Consider the following 24,475-nt stretch of genomic DNA (forward strand, 5'->3'; position numbering starts at 1 on the left):
ACTCGGCTGACGGCCCTCTATCCGCGCTTCTGCGGAGCGAGGAGCATCTCCTTCACTCGTGATTTCATTGGGCGTGAGCGATGCGGTCTCTGACTACGAGCCGAGAGCGCATAGCGGCTTGTCGCCTGCTTTTCGGAGAAGAGGCGTAGCAAGCGTTGTTGACGCGTAAATGTCTTGATATTAGCCTTGCTAATAGAAGGAGTATTGCTTCTATTAAATGAGCTGGCTTCCAAATCGACTCAGTATTGCCGCTGCCGCTTTTATCCTGCGCGACGAGCCTGCTGATCGCAGTCAATTGTCCCGCCCGGTACCACCGTTCTCGCTGAGAAAATCCAACGAATAACTTTAATTGTCAGTGCGCTCCGTTCCAAAGTGGTTTGCAGCTGGCACTATCATTTAATGCTGTTCTTTGGCGCAGATAAGTTGCTGCTAAGGCGAGGTTCTCTGGTTTGCCTATACTCGAGACCAACGAGCGAGGCTCCAAGCTCTGCTTGGAGAAGCAGCGGAAAGTTTGACATTTCGTATACCATGTGATGTTCATTCCCAAGTACCACAGGAAGACTGTACGGCGACCTGAGGCAACATCTCGGAAAGTTGCTTCGTCGATTCGTGATGCAGAAGCAGAGCTCGGTTGAGGGGAGGGGATGTGAGAACCTTCTCGGGGCCGGGAATACGTTGTTTTGACCGTCGGTCGAGACGAACCCGTGAGTAGAGAATGCATCAGGAAGAAAGAGGCCGAAGATCCGCACCTTTATCGACTGTCCGGGTGGCACTGAGTCCACCTTTGGGTGTCCTGATCAATTGGGGTCGCACTGGCGATGCTTACGTCGAGCCTGAGCAGCCCAACGAGTGTTGGTTCTGCCAGAGACAACGGACGGTGCGCGAGAAGGCCTTGACCCCCGCTTGGGAATGCGAATCCACCGCAATAGGATGAGCAGGCTTCTACAGCATGAAAATCAGTTCTCACCAGACTGCTGCCTTTACTGAGGTCTTCAGGCGGAGAAGCGTTTCTGAAGCTGCAACCGTCCGCGGTGTCACCCAGTCGGCCGTCACCCAGCACCTTGCCAAGCTCGAGCAACATATGGGGACGACACTCTTCATTCGCCATCGCACCGGGCTCGTGCCCACAAAGCCCGCTCAGGAACTGTTTGCGCTAACTGATCGCGTTCGGGTTCTGGAGCAATTGGTCGCGGAGAAGATCAATGCCTACAGTGATCTATCGGCCGGCCATCTAACGGTGATCGCGAACGCGCCGTGTCCAGCGATGCCGATCATCTCCGAATTCAACCGGCGTTTTCCGGCGGTGAGGATCACGTTTTCACTCGTGCCCTGGGAGCTTGCTAAGCAGCGACTTGAAGCGCGTGATGTCGATATTGCTATCATCACCGAACCTGATGACCTTGCCAGCCTATTCCACGTGGAGCTGAGCATAACTCGGCTTATGGCGCTCGTGCGACGCGAGCATCGGCTCGCCTGCAGACCGACACTCAGTCTGGCTGAACTTGCACAAGAAAGGATAATTCTAACCGAGGATGGTTCTCTGACGCTACGAGAAGTGGAAAAGGCGTGTCTTGAGAACAGCATAAATATGCCGAACGTTATTAAGATGGCGACTTATCCCGTTCTAAAGGAAGCCGTTCTGCACGGAATCGGGGTAGGTATTCTTCTTCAAGACAGCGTTTTTCCGGCAGAGGAGCTCGTGTACAAGTCTGTCGATGAATTCTGCAGTGATTTCAAAACGTATATTGTCACGACATCGGATAAAAGACGCCTACGATGCGTAGAATCATTCTTTGAAACCGTTCAGATCTCCATTGAGAATCAACCAAGCATTCGCCACGCCGACACAGATTAGAAATCCCATTGTGGCCGCCTTGTGCGGACTTAAGGAACATCGTTCGAGGTGGTTGCTCCGCGACGGGGGCCTGTTAGAATACGCTCTTGGATGGTGAGCGTCGAGGCGCGAGAAGTACGACCGCGCTCGCCGGAGATCTCAGCCGGGTGTCGTTGGTTTCATGGATGTCGCTTCGGCCCCTCCGATGTCGTGGGGTGGTATCACAAGTTGGTCACATGCCTATCTCGGGATTCATTCCGCTAGCAATGCCAGCGCCGTACGCGGCGTCGCGCGGCACGATGGTCGCTCGGCTTGCCCAAGATTGCCGTCCCCACGAAAATCGGAGCCGTGAATGCAATCGCCGCCACCGGAATCGTAGCGAAGGCGAATGCCCCGCCCGCGAGCATCCCGGGGCAAAGACATGTGACCACGAGTTGGCCACCATTCGAGGCGTCGGCGAAGAAAGCCACGGGAACGACCGCCCAGGCTGTTCCAAGAACGAGTGCATTTCGCACCAGCCGATGCATCGCCTGTCGGGAGACGAACTGCGGCTTCCTAATTCGTCGTGATAAACGCGCCTTCAAGCCTATCGTTAACGCGCCGCAAGCCACGGCAGCTGCGCAAATCAGGGCATGGTTTCTGTTGGGCGAGTGCCAGAAAGCAATCGCAAGCACTGTCGCATTGCAGGCGTTGGCCAGCATTATGCCCAGGGAATAACCAAGCACGAGGGAGATCTGCTCCGCGCGAATGTGCGCTGCGACCGCTTCATCGGTCGCTGGGCCGCCGAGAGCTGCCAGATCCCCCGCGAATAGCTTCGAGAGATACGAGGATGCTCTGCTCGAGCCTGCTCGCCTTTGCGTTCACTTAAAGGGACGCGCTCGTTGCGTTTTTGCGCCTTGACCAAGCAAAAAGTGCTTGGCGGCCAGCAAGCCCAGCAGCACGGTGCCTGACACTGAAAACGGATTGACATATTCGACCAGCTTGCGGGCAACGGCTTCCGGGGGGCAAAAGGGCGTTTGGTGGTCACCGCCAAAACTTGTGGTTCAGACAAGATTTCATAGCCGCGAGCCTCCGAACGTTGTGGAGAGATTACGTAGATGAAAACGGTCATAGCTCACGCGCCATTGCAGGATGACAGCGGTTCTTCACCTTTATCCAGTGCTTTTGCCGTCGGCCGCGGTAAGGCGATCGAGGTGTGTCCAGACCTGCCCCTCAGAATAGGTCTGGCCCGGGTCAATTTTAAGGACATTGTCGAGGTTAACACTAACTCCGCCTTGTCGGCGCGGCGGACAACGCCATTCTTGTTAGAGCGATCCAGATGATGGATTGCAGTGCGGCTCGCACTCAAACTGGAAGTGAAATGTGACGATTATCCTAGGCCTGCTAGGGAGCGCAATCATCGGACTGGCGACGGGCCTGTTCTTTCGGGTCTGGGCCATGGTGCTAGTGTCTCCGGCGATCGCGATCCTCGCCGCGATCATTCTTCAGGCCGCCGATTTTGGCTTCTTCGCTGGCGTGTCCGTCGTCACCGGATGCCTGGTCGTCAGCCAGATCGCCTACCTGCTGGCAGCAGCGTTCCACCTGCACAAGGGGGACATCTCAGTTCAGGACGAAGCTGCCTACGGTGACCCAGGCGAACACCGCCATCAGGACGTCAGCGACAAGCACCAGTAGCGCAAGGCCCGTCCAGGACGGCAGCTTTCGGCGCAACCGGAGGGTTTTTCGCCGTGTCAGCAGACGGCCCCGTAAGAACGGAGGTGCGTGCCTGACAGCAATGCCAGCCGCACTTTTTTGAAACACCATGGATCTCATTGCGGCACACCTTTCAATGCTAATGGTCGGTTTGCCGTTTCATCAGCAAGAGCAGTGCCAGTGCGGAGCATGCGCGGCAGCGGCACGGCGGAGGCGCGGAATGACAGCGTTGGAAGTGTGGCACGGAACCTGCGTGTCAACGTGGCACGGGCGGTGCCTCCGTTAGGGCATGTGGCGCTTTCACCGGAAGTGCTTGCGGTTTTGACGCTGAATATCGAGATGCGCCATGTCATCGGGCATAATCTTCGCGTCGCGGATGCAGCTTTCGCGGAGCGCGCCGCTGATGCTCGCCTGGGCGAGACCGTGCCACTTGTCGGTGCTGACATCCTGCAATTCGCGGAAATCGGCGGGATGGTCGTAAACGGCATAGACGCGTGGCTGGTTCACCACCGCCCGTCGAAAATTCGACGACCAACCGGTCGTGGCGCCGCCTGCAAGGGAGCCTACTGCCATGAAGATTGGCGAGTTGGGACGGCTCGCGGTCAAAATTGGGCTATGGATCGCTAAGGAGTCGACCCACGGCTATAGCGATTTCATGCCCGAGAATGAGTTGATCGCCGCGTTTCCAGATGCGTCGATTGATGAATTGGGTTTCGCCCTCGCCGAGCTATCAACCGTGATTTCATCAACACGATCCCGTTTGTAGCTAAGCGGCTGCCGCGCATGACAAGCAATGCCGGCCTCTACATTACGGTTGATCCCTATGCCTTGAAGACCGATCCCGCTGCTGATGTCGTGACCCTCGTCGACATGGCCCTCAAAGAAGGAGACTGTCGGGGTTGAGGAATTGCATAAGGAAACGGGCTGGCCGCTCCGCCACTTTAATCCAGCTTTTGCCTATCTCATTTCGCAGCTTCCGGTGCAGCAAAAAAAACGACAGCATCGACACATCCAGCGGACCGCAAGCGGTGGATGCACTTTCGTCCTCGCAGGTCAAAGCGGGCGCGATCTTGGCGCAGACTTTCTGGCGCGCTGGCTCGTCGAGGCCGAAGGTTGGGACGTCGAGTCTGCGCATGATTTGGCCACAGCCGGCTTGCCGTTCTGGTCGCGCCGCGCAATTTACGCCAGCAACTCCCGCTGACGCGCGTCACGTTGCGCTTTGAAAGCAGCGACGAAGATCTCAAGGCCGGCCGAGGTTAGACCGTTCTTAGTGACCAGACCCAGCCGCATAAGGTTGACCGTCTCGATTAGACTGTCGCCATGTGTGGAACCTCCGCCGAACAGCTTAATGACAATTCTCTGCTCCCTGCGAGTTAGCCTGTTCCAGAGCGTCAAGTCGGCCATCCCATGCCTCACGCGAATCGCTGCATGACACTGATGAACTAGCCGATCGCCCAGAGGCGAAATCGTGGCAGCGGCCTCAATGCTGCGAGCAGAGACTGTTTTTTTGTAGATGCCCTGATGGTACCGAGCTCGCGAGGCGGCGATGATGATCGTGCACGGAGCCGACCCGCCCTAGAAAATGCGAGTTTGCTTGCGCATGTTACGTCGCCGACGCTCGATCGCCAACACCTTGGGCGCTAGCCGAAAGGTGTGGGCGGGAAATGGCGCCGATGCGTAGAAGGTCCCTGGCGAGGGAACACGCCGGGGCCTTTTCGTTTAATGCCGATGGCCCAGTCCAACTCCAAGGCTGCGAGCCTTCTGTCTCAACGAGCCTTCGGATTGCTTCTTCACAGCCTCGCGGGCGTCACCGCTGCAAGCTTGCATTGCTGATCGGCCGCCGCGTCTAACATCGCAGCGCCCGAAAGCAGATTCGGCGCGGGCCCGGTCTGTCATCCAGGCCGGTGCGCCGGCCGGCAATCGGATCTCGATAAACACGGCGTCTCGCCGGCCGCCGAAGGCGCTGTCCTTCTCCTCGGTCTCAGTCGCCAGGGTCTCGCCCGCCCGGTAGGCTGCGGCGGCAACAGCCGACCGGCCGTCTCTCCGGCTGACGTTCTTGACGCGCAAGTGGTAGATGGCCGCGGACGCCTCACTCACCACGGTTGAAGCGCGCCCCCTCTCAGGCCGCGCCGGCGTCCAGGGGGGCTGGCACTCGTCCGTTTTTCCCAACGCAGCGCGCGTTAGCCGAAAACCAGCGAAACGCATCGCCCCCACTCCCAGAAATACAATGCGTACTTGTTGGCGGCGATGCGTAAGTGAGCCGCTCTTGCAGGAAACCTGCAAAATGCTGGCACACTGGTCGTTGTTTGACCAGATCGATAGGGGTAGGCTCAGCTCAGGGTTGTGGGGCGTAGTGTTGAGTAGTTCGTTCAACTTCACGAGGGAGCTGAGCATCTTCCGCTTGGCTGGCAGTTTGGGCTGGAAGCTCGCTCGCCAGGTCAAGGCGGAACGGTTTCGCCAGCCCATTGCGCAGAAATACGACGTCAAGACTGCCGAAGCGGTCGCCGCTGCGATCACCTCCGGCCGCAGCTATCAGGCCACCCTTGATCGGGACGAGACTGCAGAGCGCGAGAGGCTCCTGATCCAGCCACCGCCGCTGCATGGGTCGGCTACCTGGCCGGACGCTGCCGACCTAGGACGCTTCTTCAAAGGACGTGACCACTTCGACAGCCCCTCGTCCATTCTGCTCGGGACCTTTCAGGAAGGCGGCGCGCGTAAACCGGCAAGGTTCGTACACTGGGACGGCGAAGGACACCTTCTGACCGTCGCTACCACCCGGGCGACGAAATCGGTGACGACGATCATCCCGAACCTGCTGCGCTACCGCGGAAGTGTTGTTGTGCTCGATCCGAGGGGCGAACTCTGCCACGGACCTCGGCCTGGCGGGCAAAGCAAGTGGGGCCGGTCGACCGGATCGCGCCGTTCGATGACGGCTCGGACCCGACCACCTATCATTTTCCCCAGAGACGGGTTGAATCCCCCCGCACGCATTCGGTCCCAGCATAAGGCGCGCGGTATGGCACAACTGATGTTTCAGCGCGACCCGCGCGGGAAGGATCTGCGGTCGGGGACTATTAGATCTCAGTTCGAAGCGGGCCGTCGAGGGGGCGGCCAGGTTACTTGATGCAAATTGTTTATTGTGGTGGGGGATTTGGATGGGCCTACATATAAGGGGCAATCGCTTATGCTTGGTTGCCGTACTACTCTTCTTGAGTGGATGCTCTATTCACCCAGTGACGGACGACGTCGCGCACATTTCAGCATCCAATATTGCGCGACAAGTTCGCTGTGAGGCCCGGCAGGCGGTCATTGACGCATTGCTTGGCTATCTCGCTAGCCCGGACAACAACATCAACAAGAACAAGCTCGACGACTACTCGTTCGCAGTAGGCAACGAGCTGAAGCGAGCTTATGACCTGGATCACGAGTCAATCAGAGCATTTGACCCGTCGCAGGTAACGGGCTTCGCGCGCACTGTGACCAAGCTCCTCTACAGCACTGGCATTGCCTACTACTACGATTTGACGGGCCTCGAGACGAATAACATAGATCCGGCCGTGGACTTGATCAGGCCGACGCCTATTACGTCACTTGTGACCCTCGGCCTTATCGGGAATTTTGACCGGCAAAGGCAGAATGAGTGGTCATTTACGATCACGGACAATTTCGGAAACCTTGTTCAAAAGACCAGTGAAAGCTACTGCACGAACCATTTGGTTCGAACCGAGGATTTCGTCTACCCGATCGCGGGAAAGGTTGGCCTCGCCAAGCTGATTAAAGAATTCACTTTGATGAGCCTCTTCGAGAATCTCGATCAGCTCAACAAGGACGTGGCGACGGTGAAAAAGGGGCCGCCGAGCATGGTTCAGCAACTTCAATTCACCACGACCATCGGTGGTGGCGCGTCGCCCAAGATCGTTTTCGCGCCAAAAGGGCCACCGTTCCAAGCCACCGACGTGAGCTTTCCGGTGACGATATCGCGCAAGGATACACATCAGCTGACCGTGGGACTGTATCTGGACAAGGGCGAGGCAAAGACGCTCGAAGCCGTCCGTGGCCCGATTTACGAGGGTTCGCTCATCACCGCTTCAGGCGGACGAGCCGAACAAGGTGCGGCGCGGGCGGTTCAGCAATTCTTGGCACTGAAAATCTTTAGACCGACACCATAGAGGGAGGGTTACATGGCGACAGTTAAGAAAACCAAACGGTCACCGAAGGCACGCAAAGCCGGCAAGAAAGCCGCCGCTGCTAAGCCTGCGCGCGCGGGTGGCACTCACGTCGACTTTGGCTTGCATGGCTTGGGTAAAATCATGAGTGCCATTCACGAGGCTGGATTGGGAGAGGACCTCAGCAACCACCTTGAGTCTTCCGGGCAATTCGTCAAGGTACGCCGAAAAAGCCTGACAGCTATCAAGGACTTTGTGAATTCGAAGCCACAATTGTCGGGGTTGGCTGAGACGATCGGAGGATGTGATTGTCCGCCGGATGATCCCGGTTGCGTCTATATTCCCGGATAGTGGCCGGCAATGCGCTGACAACATCCACGAACGAAGCCGGGCCGCGAAACGGCCCGGTCCGATTGACAGGTGAGCTAACACCGTCGAGCTAGAGTTCGCCCCGATGCGCCTGCGTTCCTAACCTGTACATCGCAACCGCCTTCTCAGAGCTTGGAAGGCACGGCGCTCGTTGATGCGTGGGTGCCGTCCGGGGGCGCGCCGGGCCCTATTTCTTCTTCTTGCTAACTTTTCGGGTCGTCTTAGCGGACCCCGAGCGCTTCGGCGGCGGACGCACGCTGACATGGTGCCTCGTGTCGCCTTTTTTCCCGGACTTCTTGCTCATGCCGATGCGTCGCAACAGGCTACCAAAGGGGGCGGCTGGAGAATTCTCTGGCTTTCGAGGCGGTCGCGATCGACGAGCAGGGCGAGCCGGTGCGCATCGTCGTTCCAGATCCGCGGGTTGCCCGAGACCGGGGATTTGAGCGGCGCGCAATGCGTCTGCACACGCTGTTCGTTAAGGACTTTGGGCCCCCACCCGGCGCGCGCTTCCGTGCGATGGACACCGACGTTCAGCTCGTCCCTTATGATAAGGATGCAATAGGACGATTCCTCCGCCTTCGGCGCCAGCCAAAAAGCATTTGGCCTAGACTGGCCATGGAAGCGAGTAGGTCTTCAACTGCGTGAAGCTACGCATCGCTTCCAGCACGCCCTCCTTGTGCCCGAGTCCGGACTGCTTGATTCCCCCGAACGGGGTCAATTCGGTGCGATATCCGGGAACTTCCCACACGTTGACGCAGCCAACGGCGAGGCCGTCGATGAGCTTCGTCACATGATCGAGCCGGTTGGAGCAGACTCCGGCAGAAAGTCCAAACTTGGTCGCGTTGGCGATCGATATGATCTGATCAATATCGTTCGGACAACGGATGATCGGCAGCACAGGTCCGAATGTTTCTTCAATAACCAGTTCGGATGTTGGTGAGACATGGTCCAACAGGGTCGGCGGATAAGATGCGCCGTCAGGTACGTTGCCGAGCAATAGAGTAGCACCAGCATCGACGGCATCGGTAACGCGCCGAGCAATCAGTTCGGCCGCTTCTTGATTGATGACGGTGCCGAGGTCAACCGATGGATCGCTCGGATCGCCGGTCGAGAGCTTCCGCATGTGATGGAGCGCCCGCTCGGCAAATTCGTCGGCAATAGGGTCAACCACGAGTGCCCGCTTGACGGCTGTACACCGTTGACCCGAATACTTGATCGCTCCTTGAACAGCCAGATGCGCCGCCCGATCGACATCGGCATCTTCAAGCACAATGATCGGATCGTTTCCACCGAGCTCCAAGATGAGCTTCCGGTAACCGGCCCGTTCCGCAATATGATGCCCAGCGCGAACGGAGCCGGTAAATGTGACCAGCTCCGCATCGGGATCGGTGAACATCGCATCTCCCAAGCCGTGGGGGGCCCCTGTCAGGATCGAGAGCATACCCTCCGGAAGGCCTTGCTCGTACAGAATCCTGCCAAGCGCCACAGCAGTCAACGGCGCCCGCTCAGACGGCTTCAGGACCACGCGGTTGTTCGTCGCAATGGCGGGAGCGAGTTTATGGCTGACGAGATTGAGAGGATGGTTAAACGGCGTGATAGCGGAGATCGCACCGGCGAGTGGTGTGCGCATGGAAAAAATGCGCCGATCATGGGGTGTTACGCCAATGTCAGATGGATAAATCTCGCCCTCGCTCTGGATCAAGGTGTGGGCAGCAAATGACCAGACATCGCATGCACGCCCGGCTTCATGCAAGGAGTCCTTCAGGCAGAGGCCGGTTTCTGCCGTGATAAGCCGAGCAAACCGGTCTTGATCTCTTCTAACGGCGCTTGCCGTCCCCAGGAGGATATCCGTTCGTTCGCGGCGCGTGAGCCGAGGATGAGTCCGCGCAGCTATCTCAAATGCTTGGCGTGCATGCTCCGGTCTGGCCTGCGGGACGCTGCCAAGAAGCATTCCTGTGAATGGATTGCGGACTTCGATAGTCGCGTCCGAGTGGGCAGGCGCGCCCGCGATGAGCATTGGATGATAGTCTTGATCGTTATCGTGCATGCCATAACTCGATTGGTTGCGCCCATTTAAGATCCGAGATCGGTCTCGCGTTGCTTCGAAGTAGCTTGTTAGCCCATAACAATCCGGTTCCCGCCTCCAAACAGAGCGATCAAAATCAGCATACGTCCGACCATAGAACTATGACACCCGTCCCTTTTTGCCGGTGGTCGCGGGCTCTTTACGGCGATTGCTGACACAGCGCTGAAAGATAGTTTTGTTCTGTAGGGGAGAATATCGACTCGTGACGCGGGGAAGCTGAGGGGGATGGAGGCGGTTGACTTTGCAAACCACGAAGTGAGGCCCCTTACGCTGAGAGCATTGCCGCATGATAGTCGCGATATGCTCGGCTCGCTCACAACGGGTAGCCGTTCGATACCCGCAGGCGGACGCGACAACTTCAAGAGACGTCGTTCGTGATGTCGAGAGCTGACCGCCTGTCGAAACATACCCTTCGTTGTCCAGCACCACATGGATGAGATTCTGGGGGCTGGCGTAGCCAATAGTCGATAGAACCCCCATGTGCATGAGCACGCCGCCGTCTCCATCCAATGCCAGGACGGGGCGGGCAGGCGAGGCCAGCGCGAGTCCTGCCGCGACCGCGCTGCAATGCCCAAGGGAGCCCTGCATGTAGAAATTCAGAGGACGATCTTGGATACGGAACAGCTCACGCGAGATGAACCCGGTCGTAGAAACAATGAGAGTGTCGTTTTGGAGCTGCTGGCAAATCAACTCTATGGCTTGCCCGACACTGAGCCCGTAGTGGATTGCATCAGCTTGTGGTTCAGCCGCGCTGCAGTCGGATAGCTGGCCTTGCCGAAAGAGCAATGCAAACGGGGCAGCGCGATGAAATTCATCGTTGCCGCGCGCGAGCGCGTGATCCAAGCCGGATTCGGTCCCATCAAAGTCACACCATTCAATGGAGAGCTCGTTCAAGAGAGTTTTTGTCTTGGCGCCCATGATCGCGTGTTGTGGCTCGTCGACAGATCCATCGGGGTGGCCGCGAACGGACAAGAGGAGCAAGAGCGGAATTTTGTTGACCATCAACAGAGACGTCAGCGGGTTGATGATATTGCCGAGCCCAGAGTTTTGAAGCGCAACGACGCCTCGCTGTCCTGAGAGAACCGCGCCAGCAGCTAGGGCAATTGCGCTGCCTTCATTGGCTGCAGGCACGGTCAGGAATCCCGGAGAGTCAGCCACCTGGTCAAATAGATCGCCAAAGATGGAACACGGTACCCCAGAAAAAATGCTGTACCCAGCCGCGCGGATCTTCGACAACAGAACGCGGGTTGGAATAGACATGTCGTGCTCACGCGATTCATAAGAGGAGCGGCGGAGTAGGTCGCTCCCCAAAGTGGTAGAGTCATAAGCGTCAGGCGATCTTTTTCGCGACGATAAGGCTTCGATTGCAGATGGACTTGTGGTAGTCGACTTCCTGGAAGCCGGTGCTCTCCAGCATGGTCCGCATGTCCTCGAAGGAGTAACAGCAGCCCTCGTACCCCGTCGTAAGCAGCACGGAGTATTCTGCCTCGGCAGCCGGAGACGGGTGGCCTCCGCGGTCGTCAGGGTGGCAGCTGTAAATTGCGATGCGACCGCCGCAGTTAATGCTGTCGAACGACTTGCTCAGGAGCAGTTGGACCTTGTCAGGTCCCCAATTGTGAAGGACGTGCGAATAGAGGTGCAGGTTGGCATCCCGGGGCAGGGGGTCGACGAACATGTCTCCAGCTATGACATGGGCACGACCCGGGTACAAATTGCGGTCAGTGAGACAGCTCCTTGCAAGTTGATCAACGGGCGGACGCTCAAAGACCGTTGCCGAGAGTGAAGAATAGCGCATCAACAAATGCGCAGAATAGACGCCTGATCCACCACCTACATCGAGCAAAGAAGTATCGTTCGTGCAGTCAAGCAGCTTCGCGAGGTGCGGAGCAAAGATCCGTCCGCGTTCCTCCATGCCGCGTGTGTTCAGATCGGCAAACTCATCCGTCTGCATCAATGCGTCCCAGGTCTTGGTTACGCCGCGCTCAACGTGCCAGGTGTCCGAGCCGTCCTGTCGCAGGATCTCATAAAGTTCCCGGACGGAAGGCTTATACTTCATCGTCGCAATATACGAGGCGATGTTGTCCGCGGAATTGCCACTCAGATACTGAACGGCGCTGGCCGTTGCGTGCAGCCGGCCGGATTGGTCGGAGATGAGGCCCCACGATTCGAGCAGTCGAACCATGGTCCGCGTTGGCCGCTCCCGAAGTGAGAAATGGAGTCGCAGTTCCTCCTCGGTTACCGGGTGACCATCCAGGTAAGTAAAGAGATCAAGCCATGAGACTGCGGCGATATAGAGATCCGCAGCATACGAGCTGTCGCGCCACTTGATAATTTGTGAGACATCGGGAGGGTAGACAGAGGCGGCTTCGGAGATATGGGTGCGTGACGACAGTGCAGAGGATTGCATTGGCGCAAGTCCTTAGAAGGATTTGTATCTGTGGATGAACTATTGCTGAATTTCGGCTAGCCAAGTCCGACGTTCAGCTAGCAATCAGCGTCATTTAGATCAATTGCTAGTATTGGTAGTTGATCTTTCGCAAACTCTTGCATCCCGCACGATGTTGCTGAAGCGGCGGCCAAGCTCCGAAAATCACAAGCTGCTCATGCGAGCCCCCTTAACTCCTTCTCACCAACAATCGTAAGGCTCGACAATCCATATCTGCGGAGCACGTTTGGATATGCTTAGCGATCATACGGTCGCGACGCTCGTTCGAGGCCGTGCAAGAGGTTGCCAGCACCGAATTTGGTTGGCGCGCAACCGCTGGTGTGCGCTTGTCGCTCGCATTCCGGTCGCGGCCGGACCGCTGTCGCGTTGTAGCGAAATCTATCCGGCTTTGGAGCGGTGTTCTTGAGTAGTCATATTAGAATGCTGCGACTCGCGTTGGTGGCGCTGTAGCACCTCGGACGCATGTCGCAACTGCTTCAAAGCGCGTGAGGCACCGCAATCAATCGCGGACGTCTGGTCGTTGTCTTCGCTTGCCTATCGCGGCCAGTGGCTATTGGTACGATACTTGCTGTTCTCCTCGCCAGATCTCAAAAGCGCGCAGGAGGAGAAATGAACCGGACCAGGATCGGGGCCAATGGTGGAAATGGCGTGCATGCGACAGCGAAATTCGACGCCGTGGTCATCGGTGCCGGCGTCGCCTCTCGGCGCACCATGTGTCTTTCCCGGGGCAGGAGACGTTCAAAGGCCAGGTGTTTCATACGGCGCGATGGCCGCAGCAACAGGTCGATCTTGCTGGCAAGCGTGTGGGCGTGGTCGGTATCGGAGTGACGGGCATCCAAGTGATCCAGACGATGGCGGAAGAAGTTGGCCACTCAAGGTGTGCGTCCGCACGCCGCAATGCATCATCCCTATGAACAATCCCAAATACGCCGCCGCAGACGTCGAATCCTACAAGTCAAAGTTCAAAGCGCTTGCCGAGCGGCGGCCGCATACGTTCACGGGCTTCGAATACGATGCTGAGCGCGCCTGGGCCGATCTGTCCCCGCAACAGCGCCGCAAGGTGATCGAAGACTGCTGGAACGACGGTTCTGTGAAGTTGTGGATTTCGTCCTTCATTGAGCGAACGGCGCTTTGATCCGCATCGACATCCGCGGTCGCGATGGACGATCAGTGAAGGAGGAGTGGGGCAGAGACATCCGGACCACTATGGGCTTGCAGGTGCACGGATATCCCGATCTCTTCACGACCGCGGTGCCGCTTGCGCTTTGCAACATGACCACCTGCCTGCAGCAGCAGCTCGAGTGGATATCCGGATGTATCAGCTATCTCCGTGGCGAGAACTTGAACGTGATCGAACCGACCAAAGAGGTGGAGGATCAACGGGTGGCGCATCATGATGAGATTGCCAACGAGATGTTAATCGCCAAGACCAATTCCTGGTATTTGGGATCGAACGTCGAAGGGAAACCGCGCCGGGTCCTCTCCTACACGGGCGGTGTCGCCGGCTATCGTCAAAAATGTGACGAAGTCGCCGCAAGCGGCTATCAGGGCTTTACCATGCACTAGCTCCACACTTAAGCCGAAACCGGCGCGAGTGGTCGCGAGGTTCAAGGGTTCCCCTTGATGGCTTTTTTTGATTGGGAAAATGGAACCGTGACGGGAGTACTATCAAATCTGCGGGTCGTCGAGATTGGCAGCGCGGCGGCAACGAGCTATTGCGCGCGATTGTTCGCCGACTTCGGCGCGGATGTTCAGAAGATCGAGCCGCCGGCCGGCGATCCACTTCGCTATTTCGCGCCGCTCACTCCAATGGACCAAAGCGCTTGGTTCGCGTTCCTGAACTTTAATAAGTCAAGCACGATCATCGATCCCGCTGCCCCGAATGCGATCGCGCGGCTGACTGCAATGATCGAGAATTGCGACATTCTAATCGACGGCAGGGACATTGATCCGGCGGATTGCCCGTCCATTGACGTCGCCGCGATCCGCCAACGGCGATCCAGATTGATCTCCCTTCAAGCGAGCTGGTTCGGCCGCGAGGGTCCTTATGCAGGATTTGCCGCGACCGATACGACGATCCGCGCGCTCGCCGGCCTCATCAAGCTGGTTGGACCGGTCGAGGGGCCACCATTGCACGCGCCGGATTTCCAGACTGGTATCCTCGGTGGCCTGTGGGGGTTCATCGCCGCAGCTTCTTCGACGGTTGCGCAAATCGCGGGCGAAGCTGGGCCATCGTGGTCGGTCAGTATCTTCGAATCGAGTCTCACCATCAGCGAATATCTCATGTTCGAGGCGTTTGCACGCGGCGAGGTCGTGCATCGGATTGGTATTAACCGCTTCTGGCCGATTTTTCCGGGCGGCATTTACGAAACCAAGAAAGGCTGGCTCGGCGTGACGACATTCACGCCCGCGCAGTGGCGCTCATTCTGCGACATGCTCGGCCTGTCCGGTCTGCGCGATAATCCGGCGCTGGTCCTTGGCGAAGAGCGTCTGAAGCACATCGAGAGGATCGAACGACAGTTCGTGCCGAGGCTGAAGGCACGGACAGCGCAGGAGTGGTTTGCGGAGGGACTGAAGCGGAGGATCCCGATCGTGCCGGTGCCCGACACGTCCGATCTGCTCCTCGATACCGAGAAAAGGGCGCGCGGCGCAATCGTGCCTGTCGTCCTTGGCCAAGAGGAGGGCAGGACCGCTGGGTCGATGCAGCGGCTGACATTGACGCCGCCGCGCCGCGGAGGCAGGGTTCCGGCGCCCGGCGAGCAGCAAAGTTTCGCGGAAAACCGAAAGCAGCGATCCTTGGCCGCGTCGCGGACGCCCAGGAGCATCGGTGCCGGCCGGCAGCCCTTGCGTGGGGTTCGCGTCATTGACTTCACGATGGGCTGGGCAGGCCCGTTGTGCACGCGCACCCTGGCTGATCTTGGTGCGGACGTCATCAAGATCGAGTCCACCCAGTACCCGGATTGGTGGCGCGGTGTTGACCGGCGGCCCGCTTACGTCGACGCTCAGATGTACGAAAGGGCGCAAGCCTTCTGCATCATGAACCGCAACAAACGCGGCATCACGCTGGACCTCACGCAGCCCCAAGGCCTTGCTCTTGCCAAGCGTCTTTTGGTGGGGGCCGACGTTGTCGTAGACAATTATTCTGTTGATGTGCTGCCGAAACTCGGACTTGGCTACGATGTGCTCCGAACGCTCAATCCTCGACTTGTCATGTTGTCCATGTCAGCGTTTGGCGCGAAAAGCCTCTATCGCGATTGTCGTGCCTACGGCTCCACCCTGGAGCAGGGTTCTGGGTTGCCGAACGTAGTCGGAAACGTGGATGGGCCACCCGTGATGAGCCACGTCGCCTTTGGGGATGCCGTTGGTGGTTTGAACGGTTGTGCTGCGGTTCTGGTCGCGCTGGTTCACGCCCGCAATACCGGGCTGGGACAGTTCATCGACCTTGCCCAGATCGAATGCATGATGCCGTTTGCGGCGCCGTGGATCACTGTTCACTCCATCGGCGGTATGCCTCCGCCAAGGTACGGTACTCGACATCCCCAGTTCGTGCCGCATGGCTGCTTCCGCTGCGCGGGTGAGGACAGCTGGGTCATGGTAGCCGCAAGCGACGAAAACATGTGGCCAAGGCTTGCCATCCTCATTGGGCGGTCAGACTGGGCGATAGACGTCTCGCTGAGATCTACGGAAGCTCGCCGCGGCATTGAAGACGAAATAGAGAGGGCCATCGAAGCCTGGACGACTACCCGCGATGCGGATCAGGCTATGTCAGAGTTGCAGGCGGAACGAATTGCGGCCGGCGTGGCCCGACAGCCAACCGACCTGCTCAAGGACCCACATCTCAGGTCGCGCGCATTTCTACAGGATATCGAACGTGCCTTCATTGGCTTGCACCCACAGCCCTCAATACCGATCCGCGACGGCCCACTGCCCTTTGCGATCCGCACGGCGGCGCCAACGCTCGGAGAGCACAACACCGATATCCTATCAGAACTTCTCGGGCTTTCCGACACGGAGATCGCGCAATTGGCGTTGGAAGGCATCATCGGGACGTCGATGGTCTCCGAGAGAAACTAGCAAAAGCAAACGACCTGTCGTGAACCTGGTAGATCGCCCGCCGATTTCGTTTCCGAAGTCTTATGAAAAGGCAAAAGGCACAGCATGCCAGGGGCGGATAGTCGTCGACGTGACCTCGACCGGAGACTGAATGCGAGTTTTATGCAGGGGCGACACCTGATCCCAACCTGTAACAAGGTCGCTCCTGAATCTCTTGCTCTGAGCCTTACGCGCCGCTTATCGACTGCGGGAGTTGGACCAATGCATCCGATGCGTATTGCCCCAAAAAGCTTTTCGCGCCAATTTCGTGTTCGCAGGATTTGAAGCGGGCGACGACATCTCGTTCTGACCGCAGGCACGCCTGCGCGATGACCAGCGATCGAGCCGAGCTATGTCCTTACGATCTAATGGTCTGGCAATTGGCCCAGCTCTTGCTCCACGTCCTACCGCCACCGTGAAGCTCCGCCGTCGGAATTATCCGCCGTAGAGCATTCCGATGCGAGATGCTTTCAGTGTGTCAAACGACTGGTGAATCGAAAGCGTGACCTCACTCATCAGTGAAGGCTGGATTCACATCGCTATGCGGCTTCGGACGCTATCTCGCCTCAAGCACATGGGAGGGAGAATGGCATGACCGACGCTAATGCGACCGACACGGAACTCTCGCCCGACCGGGACTTCGCAGTCCGTCGACGACTATTCTTTCTCGAGGTGAGCACCAACCGTATTCAAGCGATGAATCCGGATGGTTCCGGTAGAAAGGTTATTGTCGCCGATTGTCAGCCTCCTGACGGAATCGCCATCGATGTCGGCAATAGTCACATCTATTGGACCAACATGGGGTCCGGTGTCGCCGTCAACGATGGTTCGATCGAGCGCGCAAATATCGATGGAAGCGCTCGCAAAGTCATCGTTCCGCCCGGCGTCACGTTCACACCGAAGCAGATCCAGATCGATCGGAGAGGCGGCAAGCTCTACTGGTGTGACCGCGAAGGGATGCAGGTTATGCGGTGCAATCTCGACGGCTCTGAGATAGAGACGCTGATCGAGGCAGGCTGCGGTGACATGGACCGGCGCGACCCGACCAGGTGGTGCATCGGCGTCACGATCGACACCGAGCGCCGCAAAATCTACTGGTCGCAAAAAGGTCCTGACAATGCCGGCCGGGGCCGTATCTTCCGCGCCGACATTGACATCCCCAGGGGTGAACACCCGGCAAACCGCTCCGACATCGAGGTGCTGTTCAATGGCTTGCCGGAACCGATTCACCTTGAATTCGATCTGGCGAACCGCGTGCTCTATTGGACCGACCGCGGTGATCCTCCGCGTGGCAACACAGTCAATCGCGCGCGTGTCGACATAAGGACGGAGCCTGAGATCCTGATCACGCACCTGATGGAGGGTATCGGCATCGCGCTCGACGTTGCCGGCAACCAGATGTTCATCACAGACCTCGCCGGTTCGATCTATTCCGCCGATCTCGATGGAAAGAACAAACGCAATCTCCTTTGGTCTCAGGGAAATTTCACCGGCATCGGGTATGCCGAAATATAACCATCGAGGAATTGAAATGACCGGAAACAAGCCGGTTTCGACCACGCGCCGTCGTCGGCACCAACCTGTTGGCACGAGCTGGACGGCGCTGTTTGCCACAAGAGCACAGATCGTCGCAAACGCCATGGCACTGAAGGCAGAAGGCACGCCGAGGCAGTTCGCGGCGTCCGACGCCCAAGCGGTTGGGCCTCGCGTCCGAAGCGCCGCTCTCGACCCGCAAAGTTCGCGACCTCACCCGCATAAGGTGCCGACGGCACCGTTCTCGTCCGGAACAACGAGCCCGAACGGCTCAAACGACCGGGATGAACGCCAGGTGTTGGAGGCTTCGACTTGCCGCAGAGGTCACTTGCCTGGACGTCTAGCATCAAAGCGTTCTTGAGCGAAGTGGTCAGATCCGCCCATAAGTGACTTCAGCAGTCGATGTCAGGAGACGAAGTATGAACTTTGAGCGCAAGGTCATTGTCACGATTGCGCCAACGGGAGGCGTGGTGAAAAAAGCTCAAAACCCGCACCTTCCGACCCAGCCCAGCGAGATCGCCGAGGATGTGTACAGGTGCTACGATGCGGGCGCATCTATTGTGGCATTGCATGCGCGCAGGCAGGACGATGGCGCGACCTGTAGTTCGGAGATCTACCAGGACATCAACTCCCGGATCCTGACAAAGTGCGGCATCATCATCAATAACAGCACGGGCGGGGGCATCGATGGAGATATGGTGCGATCCATAGGGCCCGGGCTCGATGAGGTTATATTCGAACAGCGTCTAAAAGGCTTCGAAGCCGGCGCTGACATGGCGACATTTGGCGCTCATACCGTTCTGGCCAGCTTTGGTGGCCGTGAGATTGTCGTTAACACCTCGCCCAGCCGCTGCAACATCATGGCAAAACGATTCCAAAAGACGGGCATCAAGCCTGAATGGGAATGTTTCTCACTTGCTCATCTTCTCCAAGATCCGATACGCCTTATCAATAAAGGGTTCGACAAGCCGCCCTATTGGATCAATTTCGTTCTTGGCGCCGATCGCGGAATCCAGGGGGGATTGCCGTACACTCCGCAGATTCTCGACATGCTCATCGGGAATCTTCCAAAAGGAGCGATGTTTTGCGTTAGCGGGGTCGGTCGAGCTCAGTTGCTGGCAACCACTCATGCGGTGCTCGCCGGCGGCCACGTTCGCGTCGGACTCGAAGACAATCTGTACCTCGAGCCGGGTATACTTGCCACTAACGTGCGGCTTGTCGAAAGAGCGGTAAGAATTATCCGAGAACTCGGGTACGAGCCCGCCACCGCAGTGGAAGCGCGCACGATGCTCGGGCTTGCGCCACCCAAATAGTCCGGTATCGACAGTTTCCCAATCGGAAGATGACTCGTTGATCCGATGAGCGGCTCTCGACAGGTCCAGAGCATGAGCGCCAATCGTGCAAAGTGTTGTTGATCTTTGAAAATGAGCGATCGGCCACCTGTGGCAAAGATCCTCAAGTTTCAGCCTGGTATCGCCGCGCAGCTTCGGTCCTCGAAAAAGGACGTGTCGTCGGCGTCAATTTGTAGGAGCAGAACGAGTGGTAGTCTCCGTTGCTGCCCAATGTCATGCCAACCATGAGGCGAGCTCTAACCTGGTCGCGAGCGCTGTTGCCAAAAACACGCGGCGGCTGGTGCCACTTTTGGGTCTTGCCTATCTCTTCAACAACCTTGACCGGACCAGCGTCGGCATCGCTGCACTGCAGATGAACGAAGCCATTGGCTTGAGCGCCTCACAATTCGGCTGGGGCGCGGGGATCCTTTTCTTTGGTTACTGCATGCTGGAAGTTCCCAGCAACATGATGATGTATCGTTTCGGCGCGCGCCGCTGGCTCGCCCGCATCATGGTGACCTGGGGCCTTGCAGCCGCGGCGACGGCGTTCGCCGTTGGACCATACAGTTTCTACGTGATCCGCTTCCTTCTGGGTGTGTTTGAAGCAGGCTTCTTCCCCGGCGCCATTTGGTACATCTCAATTTGGTTTCCGGCGCGAACCCGAACGGGCGTTCTTGCCTGGTTCATGGCTGCAACACCGCTGTCCGCGTTGATCGGCAATCCAGTCTCGGCTTTGCTATTAGAAATGGACGGGGTGTGGAGACTGGCCGGCTGGCGGTGGATGTTTTTGATCGAAGGCCTACCGGCCTGCCTGCTCGGGGTTCTATGCCTCGTCCTGCTTGCCGACACGCCGGACAAGGCCTCGTGGCTGACGCCCACCGAGCGTGATGCGTTGCTGAACGAGCTCGCAACGGAGAAGGACAAGAAGGTCAAAAAGGATCTCTGGGCCGCGATGAAGGACGTCCGCGTGCTCAAGTTGACGGGCATCACTTTCGCGTTTACGGTCGGTTCTTATGGGATCGGCGTCTGGCTCCCCCTGATGCTAAAGAGCCACAACTTGAACAACACGCAGGTCGGTTGGCTCTCGGCCGTGCCCTATCTCTTTGTTACGATTGGCATGTTGTACTGGGCGCGCCGTGTCGATCGTAAGGGGTACAGGATCTACAACCTGATCGCCGCATTGATGCTTGGCGCGACCGGACTTGTCGTTTCGGTGATGCTCACCTCGCTCGTGTCGGCGCTCACATGCATGACGCTTGCTCTGATCGGCACGATCTCCGCGTGGACAATCCTCTACACGATGCCGCAGAGTTTCCTTGTCGGCGCTGCTGCTGCCGGAGGCATCGCATTCATCAATTCTATTGGTGCCTTTGGCGCCTTCGTCGGTCCGTACATTGTTGGCGTTCTGAAGGATGCGACGGGATCCTTTGATATCGGTATGATCGCAATGGCATTCATCCTGGTTGTTGCAACCGGCATCGCCAGCAGCCTTAGACCGGTGGCTACGTATGGTGATGACTTTCCTTTCTGAGCGGGCCGCCTGAGTAGAGGCCCCTCCAACCAATCGTTAAGCCGCAGCGTAGCGTCTGCTGAACGACCGATTGGAAATCGCTGCTGCTTCTCACGTCGTCTGAAACGGTCCTCACCGGGCTCCTTGCAGATGCAATTGGCCGCGCCCGCGCATCTCGCTGCCAAGTGACCCAGCGAGGCTGCAATGGGCGCGACCGGCTCACTCAGCGGAAATGCGAGTTGTCGGAGTTCCTCCATTGAAGCGAATGCATTTGATCCAGAAACGGATCGGCATTCCGCCAAATGAACGCAACTCTAACTACCGAGCTCACGCATCAAGACGCCTTGCGAAGTTCGCGTGCCGCCGCGACCATGTTGACGAGCGCCGGACGGACCTCCTCCCATTTGCGGGTCTTCAGGCCGCAATCAGGATTGATCCAGAGCTGCGAGTCCGACAGACGTTGGCGGGCCAAGGCGATGAGATCTCCGATCTCAGTGGCTTCGGGAACGCGCGGCGAGTGGATGTCATAGACGCCGGGGCCGATGTCGTTGGGGTATTTGAAGGCCGTGAACGCATCGAGCAGCTCCATCTTCGAACGCGACGTCTCGATCGAGATGACATCTGCGTCCATCGCGGCAATTGCATCGATGATGGCGTTGAACTCCGAATAGCACATGTGGGTGTGGATCTGCGTCGCATCTGCGACGCCGCAGGAGCAGATGTGGAAGCTTTCCACTGCCCAGTCGAGATAGGCCTTCCAGTCGGATCGGCGCAGCGGCAAGCCTTCGCGTAGCGCGGCCTCGTCGATCTGGATCATGGTCGCGCCGGCCTTTTCGAGGTCGCCGACCTCGTCGCGGATCGCAAGCGCGATCTGGCGGCAGGTCTCGCTGCGCGGTACGTCATCGCGGACGAATGACCAGTTCAGGATCGTCACCGGCCCGGTGAGCATTGCTTTCATCGGTTTCTTGGTCAGCGATTGCGCGTAGCGCCACCATTCGACAGTCATGGGCTTCGGTCGCGAGACATCGCCGAACAGAACCGGCGGGCGAACGTAACGCGAGCCGTAGGACTGCACCCAGCCGTGTTGGGTGAACACGAAGCCGGAGAGCTGCTCGCCGAAATACTGCACCATGTCGTTGCGCTCGAATTCGCCATGCACGAGCACGTCGAGGCCGATGTCTTCCTGCCACTGCACCGTACGGGCCGTCTCCGCCTTGAGGAATTGCTCGTATTGCGCGTCCGTCAGTTTGCCCTTGGCATGAGCAGCGCGAGCGTTGCGAACGTCGGCGGTCTGCGGGAACGAGCCGATCGTCGTCGTCGGAAAGGCCGGCAGACCAAAGCGCTTGCGCTGGACCTCTGCGCGGTTGGCAAAGGCGCTGGTACGGCGGCGCATCGTGTCGTCGATCGCTGCCATTCTCGGTGCAACGATCGCGTCGTGGATTTTCGGGGAGGTCTCGCGCGCCGTCGCCACCAGATCGGATGCGGCCAGGGCGGCTGCGACACTCGCCTCGCCTGCGAGCGCCTTCGCAAGGACCGTGAGCTCGCCGATCTTCTGCACCGAGAAGGCAAGCCAGCTCTTCACGTCCGGATCGAGATCGGTCTCGAGCTCAAGATCGATTGGGACATGCAGGAGCGAGCAGGAGGGCGCGAGCTGCACGCGATCCCTGCCGAACGTTGCAATGACGGGTTTGAACCGCTCGATCAATGCCGATAGGTCTGAACGCCACACGTTGCGGCCATCGATGACGCCGAGCGAAACCACGAGGTCCGCGCGGGCGCCGCATTCAATCTGGCTCAATTGTTGGGGAGCGCGGATAAGATCGACGTGCAGTCCAGCCACAGGCAGCTCCAGAGCGGTCGCCAGGTTGTCGCCGATCGCCCCGAAATAGGTGGCCAGCATGATCTTGATGTCAGGTACCTCCTTGGCGAGACACCCATAAGCCCGCTGAAGCGCATTCCGCGTGGTCTCGTCGAGATCAAGCACCAGACACGGCTCGTCAAGCTGGACCCACTCGGCTCCGCGTTTCGCCAGCTCCTTGAGAACCTCGACATAGACTGGCAGGAGACTATCGAGCAGCGAGATCGGATCAAACGCCAGATCAGCGCTCTTGCCGAGCTTCAGGAAGGTGACCGGTCCAACCAGAACCGGACGCGTTTGATAGCCAAGGGCTTTCGCCTCCTCATATTCCTCGATCGGCTTTCGGGAGGAGAGCCTGAAGGTCTGACCTTTATAGAATTCGGGCACCATGTAATGGTAGTTGGTATCGAACCACTTGGTCATCTCCTGCGCGGCGGACCCGCCGGCGTCATTGGGGTGACTGCTATTTGCTTCATGCTCCCCGCCTTGAGAGCCGCGCGCCATGGCGAAATAGGTCTTCAGCGGGACCGGACCTGCCTCCCAGCCATACGCCTCGGGAATGGCGCCCACCATGACGCTCGTGTCGAGAACCTGATCATAGAGTGAAAAGTCATTTGAGGGGATGACGGTGACGCCAAGCGAGTGCTGGCGCGCCCAGTTGGCGACACGAAGTCCGGCCGCAGCTTCAAGAAGCTGCCGGCTGCTGATCTTGCCGGCCCAGTAGCCTTCGAGTGCCAATTTGAGTTCGCGGCGTGGCCCGATACGTGGCGTGCCGAGAGTTGCGACAGGAAGTGAGAGAAGAGACATAGCTTTAACCCCATTATGGTGGGGGCAAAGGCCATGGCGGACGCGGGCAGGAGGGGCTGCGAAAGCGCCTGCTGCTTGGCGTACCACCGGACACCCCGCCCGTGGACGTTTATGTTGTCGGGGCAGGTCTCCTGGCTCGCGGGTCATCGTCTGCATCCGGCCTTCCCGAAGCATCTGCTTCAGTGACACGTATGGATGCGGACTCGCCGCTTACAGTTGCGGGGGCAGCGCCGGCATTACTTCAATCCTGAACGGATCGTGAGTGCACCGGCTTCCCTCTTAGCTCCAGATCGAGCGAGACCTGGAGAACCTCGACGCCTTCGATTTATCTGCAACCGGGGCGGTACGTCAACCTCTGAGGAGGACCACCTTTTCTGCGGCATGCTGCCGCGAATACGGCCTCAACAATGGAGGTCACTCCAAACGAACAGCTTGACGACGGGGTGCAAAACCAAATTTTGACCAGCGCCCCTGACGGCCATTGTTGTCGATAGGCTTGGCAGCCCTGTCCTTCCGATCTCAAGCGTTCTCATGTCCTTATCCAACGCCATGAGTTTCTTGTTCGTTCGGCACAGGGCGGCAATTTCTGCATCGATCGTCCAGCGAAGTCTAAACCTTTGCGCTCCGGTCAACTACCAATGTTAGCAATTGATCGAACCGGCAGATCGGTCAATCATGGAATGAAAGACCGTCACATAGGCCACACCTCACCTGTCGCAGACCCCGTTAAGAGCGCACGAGGGTGGCTTGT

18 protein-coding genes, 2 pseudogenes and 1 riboswitch are annotated in these 24,475 nt (G+C 58.3%); of the genes and pseudogenes, 11 read left to right on the forward strand and 9 right to left on the reverse strand.

The window, feature by feature from the left end:
* The first annotated feature begins 949 nt into the window (after positions 1–949).
* The gene (locus NLM33_RS38075; RefSeq protein ID WP_254103540.1) at positions 950–1,855 is read left to right on the forward strand and encodes a LysR family transcriptional regulator; all 906 of its coding nucleotides are present in this window, start codon (positions 950–952) and stop codon (positions 1,853–1,855) included.
* Between the two features lie 281 nt (positions 1,856–2,136).
* On the opposite strand, the pseudogene NLM33_RS49895 reads toward NLM33_RS38075, so the two are convergent.
* A pseudogene (locus NLM33_RS49895) lies at positions 2,137–2,631 on the reverse strand (GGDEF-domain containing protein); the annotation flags it as partial.
* Positions 2,632–3,196: 565 nt separating this feature from the next.
* Here NLM33_RS49895 and NLM33_RS38080 point away from each other — a divergent pair.
* Entirely contained in the window at positions 3,197–3,508 is a 312-nt protein-coding gene (locus NLM33_RS38080; RefSeq protein ID WP_254103541.1) for a hypothetical protein, read from the forward strand.
* A gap of 318 nt (positions 3,509–3,826) precedes the next feature.
* Here the strand turns inward: NLM33_RS38080 and NLM33_RS38085 are convergent, their stop codons facing one another.
* The gene (locus tag NLM33_RS38085; RefSeq protein WP_254103542.1) at positions 3,827–4,099 is read right to left on the reverse strand and encodes a hypothetical protein; all 273 of its coding nucleotides are present in this window, start codon (positions 4,097–4,099) and stop codon (positions 3,827–3,829) included.
* Here NLM33_RS38085 and NLM33_RS38090 point away from each other — a divergent pair.
* The gene (locus tag NLM33_RS38090) at positions 4,098–4,292 is read left to right on the forward strand and encodes a hypothetical protein (protein WP_254103543.1); all 195 of its coding nucleotides are present in this window, start codon (positions 4,098–4,100) and stop codon (positions 4,290–4,292) included. The genes NLM33_RS38085 and NLM33_RS38090 overlap by 2 nt on opposite strands.
* 111 nt (positions 4,293–4,403) lie before the next feature.
* On the opposite strand, the gene NLM33_RS38095 is transcribed toward NLM33_RS38090, so the two are convergent.
* The 3 genes from NLM33_RS38095 to NLM33_RS38105 form a co-directional block, all read right to left on the reverse strand.
* On the reverse strand, positions 4,404–4,661 hold the full coding sequence (locus NLM33_RS38095) for a hypothetical protein (protein ID WP_254103544.1): 258 nt from the start codon (positions 4,659–4,661) through the stop codon (positions 4,404–4,406).
* 44 nt (positions 4,662–4,705) lie between these two features.
* The gene (locus NLM33_RS38100; RefSeq protein ID WP_254103545.1) at positions 4,706–4,930 is read right to left on the reverse strand and encodes a hypothetical protein; all 225 of its coding nucleotides are present in this window, start codon (positions 4,928–4,930) and stop codon (positions 4,706–4,708) included.
* Between the two features lie 315 nt (positions 4,931–5,245).
* On the reverse strand, positions 5,246–5,731 hold the full coding sequence (locus NLM33_RS38105) for a MobA/MobL family protein (RefSeq protein WP_254103546.1): 486 nt from the start codon (positions 5,729–5,731) through the stop codon (positions 5,246–5,248).
* A gap of 61 nt (positions 5,732–5,792) precedes the next feature.
* Here NLM33_RS38105 and NLM33_RS38110 point away from each other — a divergent pair, with 61 nt between their 5' ends.
* The 3 genes from NLM33_RS38110 (at position 5,793) to NLM33_RS38120 (ending at position 8,043) form a co-directional block, all read left to right on the forward strand.
* Positions 5,793–6,650: a type IV secretory system conjugative DNA transfer family protein gene (locus NLM33_RS38110; RefSeq protein WP_254103547.1), complete on the forward strand. Its 858-nt coding sequence runs from the start codon at positions 5,793–5,795 to the stop codon at positions 6,648–6,650.
* 109 nt (positions 6,651–6,759) lie between these two features.
* Positions 6,760–7,695: a hypothetical protein gene (locus tag NLM33_RS38115; RefSeq protein ID WP_254103548.1), complete on the forward strand. Its 936-nt coding sequence runs from the start codon at positions 6,760–6,762 to the stop codon at positions 7,693–7,695.
* A 12-nt stretch (positions 7,696–7,707) separates the two neighbouring features.
* The gene (locus NLM33_RS38120) at positions 7,708–8,043 is read left to right on the forward strand and encodes a hypothetical protein (protein WP_254103549.1); all 336 of its coding nucleotides are present in this window, start codon (positions 7,708–7,710) and stop codon (positions 8,041–8,043) included.
* 622 nt (positions 8,044–8,665) lie between these two features.
* On the opposite strand, the gene phnY is transcribed toward NLM33_RS38120, so the two are convergent.
* The 3 genes from phnY to NLM33_RS38135 all read right to left on the reverse strand — a co-directional run bounded on the left by phnY (position 8,666) and on the right by NLM33_RS38135 (position 12,554).
* Positions 8,666–10,108: a phosphonoacetaldehyde dehydrogenase gene (phnY, locus tag NLM33_RS38125; protein WP_254103550.1), complete on the reverse strand. Its 1,443-nt coding sequence runs from the start codon at positions 10,106–10,108 to the stop codon at positions 8,666–8,668.
* 138 nt (positions 10,109–10,246) lie between these two features.
* On the reverse strand, positions 10,247–11,407 hold the full coding sequence (aepY, locus tag NLM33_RS38130; protein WP_254103551.1) for a phosphonopyruvate decarboxylase: 1,161 nt from the start codon (positions 11,405–11,407) through the stop codon (positions 10,247–10,249).
* Between the two features lie 70 nt (positions 11,408–11,477).
* Positions 11,478–12,554 (reverse strand): methyltransferase, encoded by a 1,077-nt coding sequence (locus tag NLM33_RS38135; RefSeq protein ID WP_254103552.1) that lies wholly within the window; start codon positions 12,552–12,554, stop codon positions 11,478–11,480.
* A 725-nt stretch (positions 12,555–13,279) separates the two neighbouring features.
* Here NLM33_RS38135 and NLM33_RS38140 point away from each other — a divergent pair.
* From NLM33_RS38140 to NLM33_RS38160, 5 genes and pseudogenes are all read left to right on the forward strand, one after another.
* Positions 13,280–14,159 (forward strand): annotated as a pseudogene (locus tag NLM33_RS38140) (cyclohexanone monooxygenase); the annotation flags it as partial.
* Between the two features lie 57 nt (positions 14,160–14,216).
* Positions 14,217–16,667 carry a CoA transferase gene (locus NLM33_RS38145; RefSeq protein ID WP_254103553.1) on the forward strand — a complete coding sequence of 817 codons (2,451 nt, stop codon included), beginning with the start codon at positions 14,217–14,219 and terminating at the stop codon, positions 16,665–16,667.
* A 609-nt stretch (positions 16,668–17,276) separates the two neighbouring features.
* A complete protein-coding gene (locus NLM33_RS38150) occupies positions 17,277–18,200 on the forward strand; it encodes a 3-hydroxyacyl-CoA dehydrogenase (RefSeq protein ID WP_254103554.1) in 924 nt (307 codons plus the stop codon).
* Positions 18,201–18,637: 437 nt separating this feature from the next.
* Positions 18,638–19,531, forward strand: coding sequence for a 3-keto-5-aminohexanoate cleavage protein (locus NLM33_RS38155; RefSeq protein WP_254103555.1), 894 nt, complete (start codon positions 18,638–18,640; stop codon positions 19,529–19,531).
* Positions 19,532–19,757: 226 nt separating this feature from the next.
* Positions 19,758–21,080: an MFS transporter gene (locus NLM33_RS38160; RefSeq protein WP_254103556.1), complete on the forward strand. Its 1,323-nt coding sequence runs from the start codon at positions 19,758–19,760 to the stop codon at positions 21,078–21,080.
* A 313-nt stretch (positions 21,081–21,393) separates the two neighbouring features.
* On the opposite strand, the gene metE is transcribed toward NLM33_RS38160, so the two are convergent.
* A complete protein-coding gene (gene metE / locus NLM33_RS38165) occupies positions 21,394–23,724 on the reverse strand; it encodes a 5-methyltetrahydropteroyltriglutamate--homocysteine S-methyltransferase (protein WP_254103557.1) in 2,331 nt (776 codons plus the stop codon).
* A 103-nt stretch (positions 23,725–23,827) separates the two neighbouring features.
* Positions 23,828–24,053: riboswitch (cobalamin riboswitch) on the reverse strand.
* Between the last annotated feature and the right edge of the window lie 422 nt (positions 24,054–24,475).

This window comes from Bradyrhizobium sp. CCGUVB1N3 (genome assembly GCF_024199925.1).
GTDB lineage: Bacteria > Pseudomonadota > Alphaproteobacteria > Rhizobiales > Xanthobacteraceae > Bradyrhizobium.